The organism is Arthrobacter sp. H14 (assembly GCF_000520495.1).
Taxonomy (GTDB): Bacteria; Actinomycetota; Actinomycetes; order Actinomycetales; family Micrococcaceae; genus Arthrobacter_C.
This window is the reverse complement of the sequence record NZ_KI914654.1, coordinates 59,087-67,111: the sequence shown is the minus strand read 5'-3', so window position 1 is coordinate 67,111 and position 8,025 is coordinate 59,087. Positions and strand designations below refer to the sequence as shown.

Sequence of the window (8,025 nt, the reverse complement as noted above, 5' to 3'; positions counted from 1 at the left end):
AAACAGACTTTCTACCACCACGGCGCGTCAGCGACGCTAAATCGCTAACGGGAAGAATGTGTACCGGTTCACAGAAGCAACGAATTTGTGGTGAGGATCACCGGATGTACTAGGCGCCGCAAATGGACAGTCCGAGCTCTCGATCTCCAGCTAGCCTCGGCTGCTACCTAAACGGCACTGAGTAAGCATTCTCAGCCGCCAGCACCCTGGCATCCTGCACCTTGAGGATTCTCGAAACAATTGTCCGCGTAGTTATTCGTCTCCGACCGCCAAACGCTGATCGTGACAGGAGCGCTCTCAACTTCAGCTTGACCTGGAATGGGAATCCAAGGACCACCGTCTACGGAAAACTCACCGTTATACAAAGTGGTGAGCGTGACATTGTAGTCGCCAGTCTGCTCGTACATATGGCTCGTAGCCGTTTGCTCTCCCCAACGGTTTTGCGGTAAGCGCAAACCTGCCGATTGAGTGGGACCAAAAACATGCCCGTCCCCATAGTTCCATTGATATGCCACAGGTTTCGCGTTCACTTCAATTTGGTACCCAGCGACTTCTACACTGAAGTTTTGCGGTTCAGCTTCGGCTGAAACATTGGTATGGGCGCCGACCAATGTGTGAGGTTGAGGCTGAACGATACTCGTGCCTGCGGCAATTGGTAGTTGTTGGAAGTCGTTCAGCGTGAAAGTGGGCAGCGACTGAACGTCTTCGCCTGGTTCTGGTGGATATCGGCAGATTAAGCCGCCCTGGGGGATCCATTCACCAGGATTCTGGGACGAGTCAAAGTAGTACCACTGCCCCAGCACTCCTCCCTCTCGTGCATCGCATTGCCGTCTATTGACCTCGCACGCAATGCTGACGTTGTTCTGATCCACGACACATGCTCGCTCGAATCGCGGTGGCGGGCCGCCCTGTTCCTTATACGATGCGGATTCGACACCTCCTTCCGGTCCCCCTCGTGCCGGAGGCGAGGACCCATCCGACGACTGGGTTCCCGAAATATCGACTGCGTCGAATGTGTCATTGTAATCAAGAAGAGCATCCGCGCGAGCCGAGTCGGCTGGCGTTATAAGGACCAGCACTATACTGCAAATGAATATCCCGGTAATTGCAGCAAGGTTACTAATGTAGGTCTGCTGAGGATGGTGAGGAGATGGCATTATCCCGCCCCAGTTGGAGGACCCGTGTCTACCAGCGACCATCCATCACCCGTATAAGTCGCGACGAATAGGTGATAGAACGGCTCTTTGGAAACTTCAGTTTCGGCCTTGACACCGTTGTGATTATATACGCGAAGCTTTTCCTGCTCGAATTCGACTAGGACCTGATAACGTCCAGTTGAGTTGGGAACAAAGTCTGTTTCCGAGCGGAGTACGGTCAGTTTTCCGCCCACCATCCACTTATCGGCTGCATGGGAATCGCGAACCAATTTCACCAAGTTCTCACAACTAGAGCAATTGCCACCTGCAAGGGTACGTAGACGCTGAGTGTCGCCTGATACATAAGAATAGGAAACCGCTTCATACCAGTATTCTACAAATGCCAGTAATCCGGCCTTCGTCTCCTTGGTGGCGGCTTCCGGCATTTCGGGAACAGGAATGTTGCGGGCAGGTCCATCTGCGGATGCAGGCGTCGGTGCGGGAGTTGGTGTTGGCGTTGGCGTTGGAGTCGGCGAGGGTGCCTTGGACTCCGCTGCGGATTGGCTGCTGGACGGCGGCGTCTCGTTGCTGTCGCCGCACCCGGTCAGGATCAGCGCGATCGATGCAAGGCCTACGGCGACGCTCGAGAACCTGGCCCTCGTCGTCGCCTTCTTCTGTAAAGTCACCAAGTTCCCCGTTTGTTAGGCAGTCCACCTGGTAGGCGGCTCCAAACAAGGTAGCGCAGATCATAGAATCGTGCATCCGGTTATCCACAGGCATAGCGAACGTTAAGGCTCGTGGAACATCGAAAAAGGTGGGAGTTACCGTCGCGACAGGTGTCGGGGCTCAGCCGCCGGCGGCCAGTTTGGCAAGGGTTTCGACGAGCAGACGGCGTTCTTCCACCTTGATGCGCTCATGCAATGTGGCTTCAGTGTCGTCGTCCAATATTGCAACGGGAGCTTGCGCAAGGATGGGGCCGGTGTCCACTCCGGCGTCCGCGATCATCACCGTCGCTCCTGTTACTTTCACCCCGTAAGCCAACGCGTCCCGAACTCCATGCGCTCCCGGGAATGAAGGCAGCAGGGCCGGGTGAGTATTGACGTAGCGTCCTTCGAATAGCTTGATGAAGCGCTCGTCCACGATACGCATGAACCCGGACGAGAGGACCAGGTCCGGCTCGTAGGAGGCAACCTTTCCGCGCAGGGCATCATCCCAATCCCGGCGCTCGGCGTAGCTCCGGAAGTTCACGACGAAAGTGTCTATACCCGCAGCGGCTGAACGTTCGACACCGTAAGTGCCCTCACGGTCGGCGCCCACGGCTGCGATTTCGACGTCGAGCTCCCCTGATTCCCCTGCGTCGATGACGGCCTGGAGATTGGAACCGGTTCCGGAGACGAGGACAACAATGCGCATAGGAACACTTTAAGGGCCAAGCTGGCCTAGGCTGGAATCTATGGAAGACGGGCATTCAAACCAGCAGGAGTCAACGCGGCAGGCACAGCCACCGCAGCAACCAGAGCAACCACGCAAGTCGCACCGGCACAAACCCACCGACGAAGAGTTGAATTCGGCCCGTATGTTCATTCGGCTGTTCGTCTTCGCCGTCATTCTTACCCTGATGACCAGCTATCTCGAATTACCATGGAAAGCGGTCGCCCCTGCCTTCGGAATTGCCTCAATAGTGTTTGGCATTATCGGACTGGTCAAGGCCGTACGATGCGGATTTCCGCGACTGCTGCGGATCGGCATGGCGCTGGGTTTGGGTGCCGCGCTGGTGCTCACAATCTCCACGGCCACGCTCGTCGCCTTGTGGCCGGTCACTGCTGAATACGAGACTTGCATGTCACAGGCGCTGACAGTCCGTGCCGAAAATACTTGTGAACAGAACTACCAGGACGCGCTCAAGGAGCTGAGCGAACCACTAACGCAGTGACCTGACAGAACCCGGACGGGCGGGTTAGCATCCAAACAGCCCGTTAGCGGTCCGCCGTCGTTAATTCCTCTGCAGTCTTCGGGTCCCTCTCGAACAGTGGCGCCAGTGCGTAGCCAATGACGACTCCAACCGCGACTTCCGCACCCACCCAGAGGGCCGTTGTCCATGGGTCCGGCCCCATATCGGTAAACCGTCCGATGGCGATGGATCCGCGGGAGATCCATGTTGTTGCCGCTGCCATCAGTCCCGCAATAACACCGATGGCGATTCCGAGGACGAGGGTGGAAACGGCCGCGGTGAACCAACGTGCATGGATCTTGATTTCGAGCCATTCGTCGAAGTGGTTCTCGCCTTCACGCAGGAACCACCAGCCGGCCAATAGTCCGCCGACCACAGGAATCAGCAGCGCTGCCAGGCCGAACGCCAGGTCGCCGGTGGGCAATGCCGCGAAGACTGGATAGGCGGGCAGCGGTCCCACCTCTGTTCCGAGCGGGCTGATAATTGAACCTTCGCCGAGGGCAAATCCTGCACCGGAAGCCCAGGACAGCGTCCAGAACACAAAGTTTGTCAGCAGGCCCAGCTCCACCACGGTCAGCACAGCACCCCCGGCAATGCCCGGTGCGAGGCCTTCATAGACGGTGACGATGTCGGGCCAGTGCAGCCCGATGGAGACTGTTAGCAGCAGTGCAGCGAGCGCTACACCGGTCATCAGCGCCATATAGCCTGCCCGCACCGCGGACCAAACGTAGGAGCCTGCCCAGCGCGAGTGCTGGCTCGTCGTCGCAATCCATTCTGCAGCGTCGACGCCGATCAGGCGGGCCCAGGAGCCGGCTTCCCGTCGTGCACCAATGATGAGGCCGGCACCGGCCGGAATGAGCGGGACCAATGCAGCCTGCGCGAGGGAGGTGGAAACCTGGACCGTTTCGGTGATGAAACCCGTACCGGCTCCCACCGCGGCATAGACGATCAAGGCGCCCAGGCCCGCCTGCCAGAGCTGATCAGTGTAAGAGGCCCTCGCCAGGCGCCTTCCTGCCCGCCAGGCGAGAAGGAACGGGATGAGCGTCAGGCCGAGGGGCGTCAGGGAAATGACGCCGGTAATCATGTCACGCGACGTCGTTCCAGCCGCCAACTGAAGGTCCAGCGGGACGCCGTGAATGAGCAACCAAGCATGTCCACCGAGCCGCGCCAGTGAGTCGAAGCTGCGGTCGGCAAAACCGTCGGTCAACCATACGGCCACCAGCGGCAGCAAAATGAGGATAGCGGAGATGAGCGCGACCTGGGCAAACTCAAATGCACCCTGCAGCCACAGCGGCATGGGCAGCCTGCGCTCCTGGTTCAGTTTCATTGCTTCCTATGGTGCCACGCGGTACTGCAAGAGCCTTGAAGGCAACGCCGCGGCATAGCATGGATGAAAATGGCAATGAGAGGAAACGCTGAATGACCTGGACAAACTCCACCGACGCGCCATGGTGGACCCGTGCCGTTGTGTATCAAATCTACCCGCGCAGCTTTGCCGATTCGAACAGCGACGGTTTCGGCGACCTTGGTGGCATCATCTCCAAAGTCGACTACCTAGCGGATCTCGGCGTCGACGTGATCTGGTTGTCACCGGTTTACCCCTCGCCACAGCACGACAACGGTTACGACATCAGCGATTACCAGAATATCGATCCACTCTTTGGAGACCTGGAGCAGTTCGATCAGTTGCTCGCCGGTGCCCATGAACGCGGCATAAAGATCATCATGGACCTGGTGGTCAACCACACCTCGGACGAACATCCCTGGTTCCTGGAATCCCGCTCCTCGAAGGACAGCCCCAAGCGGGACTGGTATTGGTGGCGTCCTCCCCGCGACGGGTTCGACGCCGGCCAGCCCGGGGCGGAGCCGACGAACTGGCAGTCCGCATTCAGCGGCCCGGCATGGCATCTCGACGAGGCCACCGGCGAGTACTACCTGCACCTGTTCGCACGCCAGCAACCGGACCTCAATTGGGAGAACCCGGAAGTAAGGGCCGCGGTCTACGAGATGATGAACTGGTGGCTGGACCGCGGTGTTGATGGCTTCCGGATGGACGTCATTAACTACATCTCCAAGTCCGGACTCCGTGACGGCCCGCCGATCGAAGGAACGAACCTCGGCGATGGTTCCGCCCTGTTCATGAGCGGTCCCCGGATTCACGAGTTCATGCAGGAAATGGTGCGCGAGGTCTTCGAAGGACGCGACGCTGAATTACTCACAGTCGGGGAAATGCCGGGCGTCACGGTCGAGGATGCACGCCTTTTTACGGCTCCGGAGCGTAAGGAACTGGACATGGTGTTCCAGTTTGAACACGTCGGGCTGGACCACGGTCCGGGCGGCAAGTGGGATCCCCAAACGCTGGATCTGCCGGTGCTGAAGGCGAGCCTGAACCGGTGGCAGGTGGAGTTGGCGTCGTCGGGCTGGAACAGTTTGTATCTCAACAATCACGACCAGCCGAGATTGGTTTCGCGCTTCGGCCATGACGGACAGGCGCCACGGGATCCCGAGAACACCGGGCTGTACCGCTACGAGTCGGCAACTCTTTGGGCCGCCGTCCTGCATCTGCACCGGGGAACGCCTTATATCTACCAGGGCGAAGAGATCGGCATGACGAATATGCCCTTCGCGGATATTGAAGATTTCCGGGACATTGAGGCGATCAACCATTATGCCGACGTCGTCACGGCCCGAGGTGCGGATCCCGACGACGTGCTGCAGGCTTTGGGCACGATGGGACGGGACAACGCGCGCACTCCGGTCCAATGGGATGCATCCCGCCACGCCGGATTCACCGATGCGGAACCGTGGATCGCCGTCAACCCCAACTATCCGGATATCAATACCGTCAGTGACCGTCAGGGCCACAAATCAGTCTTCCGGTTCTACCAGCAGCTCATCTGGCTCCGGCACAAGCTCGACGTCGTCGCCCTCGGGACGTTCAACATGCTGGAACCGGAACATCCGGCGTTGTACGCGTTCGAACGCACTCTCGACGGCGAAAGGTTGTTGATTACCGCCAATGTGTCCAGTGACCCGCTTGAAGTACCGCTGCAACTTCCGGCCGGTCCGGTTCTGCTGGGCAATTACGACGGCGAAGCCGGCACCTCCACGCTTCGCCCTTGGGAAGTAAGGGTGTACCTCGAGAAGAACCGGTAAGGCGCGTCAGTCACTCAGAGCGACTGTACGGAAGCCGCAGTTGCTAGTGGACGATTCGGCGGTGTTTGAGCTGCGGGCGGCAACCCGGTAACGGTTGCAGTACGAGTCGTGACACAGGTAGGAGCCGCCGCGCATGACCCTGCCGGAACCGATCGTCGGACCCTGGGGGTTGTCTGCCGGTGAATTGCGGTAGTACTTGGGCAGGAACCAATCCGAGCACCACTCCCACACATTGCCGCTGACCTCATACAGTCCGTAGCCGTTCGGCGGGAAGGACTTCACGGGTGCCGCGCCAAGGTAGCCGTCGTCGGTGGTGTTGGAAGTCGGGAAGGTTCCCTGCCAGATATTGCACCGGTGGTTGCCGCCGTCGTCCAGCAGTTCGTTTCCCCACGGATACCGGTGGCCGTCGAGTCCACCGCGGGCTGCATACTCCCACTCCGCTTCGGTTGGCAGACGGCGGCCGGCCCACTCGCAATAAGCGAGCGCGTCATTGTGGGAGATGTGCACCGCGGGATGATCGACGGCGTCGCGCCAGTTCGAGTTTTGTCCCAAGGGATGTACCCAGTCGGCGCCGCGGACGTTCAACCACCACGGCGCGCCGGCTGCCTCGCCGATGATGTCCGCTTCGGGCGCCTGGGCCACCAGATGGAAGACCGCGGACGTCCCGTATTGTTCGGCTTCCGTGCGGTAGCTGGTGTCAGCGGCGAATGCGGCGAACTGCCCGTTGGTTACGGCTGTGGAGTCGATCCGGAACTCGTCCAGCCGCACCTCATGGACGGGGGTCTCGCCGTCGGCCGGGTTGCCTTCGGCGAAGCCGTCACCCATGGAAAATGATCCCGCCGGAACCAGGACATCGTCATGCCGGGCTGCGGGAGGGGTGGCACCGACGGTGGAAACGGGGACCCCGACCGTGGTGGCGGGGACGTCGGCAGAGGCAGCGGTAGCTACCCCGGAGCCGGACGCGGCGGCCACTTGGCTGGACGCGTCCCGTACCGGTGAACAGCAGATTTTCACGTCGCCATCCGAGCGGTCGTTAGTCATGCAAATAGTGTTCCATATCCGGACTAAAGCAGCGGCAGGGCCAGGATCGTATAGATCCCCAGGATGCCGAGAACCACCACTGCTGCGGCCGTCACCATCACCGCAACGGCGTCGTCGTGCGCCCGTCCGTATCGGCTTTCCTCTCCTTCGGCCGCGGCATTCTCCGCTCCCCTGCGCGTGTAGCGCCGGCGCTGGCCGAGGTAGACACCGGCGGCTGTGACCAGTGCCAGGCCGATCAGAATGATGGGGAACCAGCCATAGTCGGGGATCCAGCGCAAAAACAGCATGCTCGCCACCACCATCGCCAGCATCGTTCGGCCCCAGGCCAGCGATGTCCGCTCCGGCTGCAGTCCGGGATCCACGACCTACCCTGCCCGCAGCAGCACGAAAACCACGAATACGGCGCTGACCACCGCGCCGCCGCCTGCCAGGACGGGGATGATCAGCGGCAGCGGCAACGGCGCCTTATGCCGCATAGCCCGCTCCACATTCAACCAACGGACGCATGCACCGCCGGCAATGAACATCGCCAGCAGCAGCAACAACACCGACACGGTCGTGCGGATTGCCGGACTGAACACCTCGGCGGTAAAGGCTTCCACCGCAATTCCACCGGCGAGCAGTGCCAAGGCGGTTCGGATCCAGGCGAGGAACGTCCGCTCATTCGCGAGCGTAAACCGCGGATCGGGTTCCTCGCCACCGCGCAGTACCCACGCCGAGAAGCCGCCACGAGCAGGCGGG

General features: G+C 60.3%; 10 protein-coding genes. 3 read left to right on the top strand and 7 right to left on the bottom strand.

From position 1 onward, the window contains the following. Positions 1-191 precede the first annotated feature (191 nt). Both Y707_RS29820 and Y707_RS30680 read right to left on the bottom strand, forming a co-directional pair. The gene (locus Y707_RS29820; protein WP_253905145.1) at positions 192-872 is read right to left on the bottom strand and encodes a PKD domain-containing protein; all 681 of its coding nucleotides are present in this window, start codon (positions 870-872) and stop codon (positions 192-194) included. A 284-nt stretch (positions 873-1,156) separates the two neighbouring features. Then, on the bottom strand, positions 1,157-1,582 hold the full coding sequence (locus Y707_RS30680) for a DUF6318 family protein (RefSeq protein WP_155852917.1): 426 nt from the start codon (positions 1,580-1,582) through the stop codon (positions 1,157-1,159). Positions 1,583-1,595: 13 nt separating this feature from the next. On the opposite strand from Y707_RS30680, the gene Y707_RS0111810 reads away from it, so the two are divergent. Beyond that, positions 1,596-1,841: a hypothetical protein gene (locus Y707_RS0111810; protein WP_026535248.1), complete on the top strand. Its 246-nt coding sequence runs from the start codon at positions 1,596-1,598 to the stop codon at positions 1,839-1,841. A gap of 141 nt (positions 1,842-1,982) precedes the next feature. Here the strand turns inward: Y707_RS0111810 and purN are convergent, their stop codons facing one another. Further along, complete coding sequence (gene purN / locus Y707_RS0111805) at positions 1,983-2,549, bottom strand: phosphoribosylglycinamide formyltransferase (protein ID WP_026535247.1); 567 nt, start codon at positions 2,547-2,549, stop codon at positions 1,983-1,985. Positions 2,550-2,589: 40 nt separating this feature from the next. On the opposite strand from purN, the gene Y707_RS0111800 reads away from it, so the two are divergent. Beyond that, positions 2,590-3,069, top strand: coding sequence for a hypothetical protein (locus tag Y707_RS0111800; RefSeq protein ID WP_026535246.1), 480 nt, complete (start codon positions 2,590-2,592; stop codon positions 3,067-3,069). A gap of 43 nt (positions 3,070-3,112) precedes the next feature. Here Y707_RS0111800 and Y707_RS0111795 read toward each other — a convergent pair whose 3' ends face one another. Continuing rightward, the gene (locus tag Y707_RS0111795; RefSeq protein ID WP_026535245.1) at positions 3,113-4,414 is read right to left on the bottom strand and encodes a cell division protein PerM; all 1,302 of its coding nucleotides are present in this window, start codon (positions 4,412-4,414) and stop codon (positions 3,113-3,115) included. A gap of 92 nt (positions 4,415-4,506) precedes the next feature. Here Y707_RS0111795 and Y707_RS0111790 point away from each other — a divergent pair, with 92 nt between their 5' ends. Then, the gene (locus Y707_RS0111790; RefSeq protein WP_026535244.1) at positions 4,507-6,243 is read left to right on the top strand and encodes a glycoside hydrolase family 13 protein; all 1,737 of its coding nucleotides are present in this window, start codon (positions 4,507-4,509) and stop codon (positions 6,241-6,243) included. A 6-nt stretch (positions 6,244-6,249) separates the two neighbouring features. Here the strand turns inward: Y707_RS0111790 and Y707_RS0111785 are convergent, their stop codons facing one another. The 3 genes from Y707_RS0111785 to Y707_RS0111775 all read right to left on the bottom strand — a co-directional run. Continuing rightward, a complete protein-coding gene (locus Y707_RS0111785; protein ID WP_081744815.1) occupies positions 6,250-7,284 on the bottom strand; it encodes a formylglycine-generating enzyme family protein in 1,035 nt (344 codons plus the stop codon). Between the two features lie 23 nt (positions 7,285-7,307). Further along, on the bottom strand, positions 7,308-7,646 hold the full coding sequence (locus Y707_RS0111780) for a DUF202 domain-containing protein (protein WP_026535242.1): 339 nt from the start codon (positions 7,644-7,646) through the stop codon (positions 7,308-7,310). Between the two features lie 3 nt (positions 7,647-7,649). Then, the coding region (locus tag Y707_RS0111775; RefSeq protein WP_026535241.1) for a YidH family protein at positions 7,650-8,025 on the bottom strand (376 nt) is incomplete at its 5' end.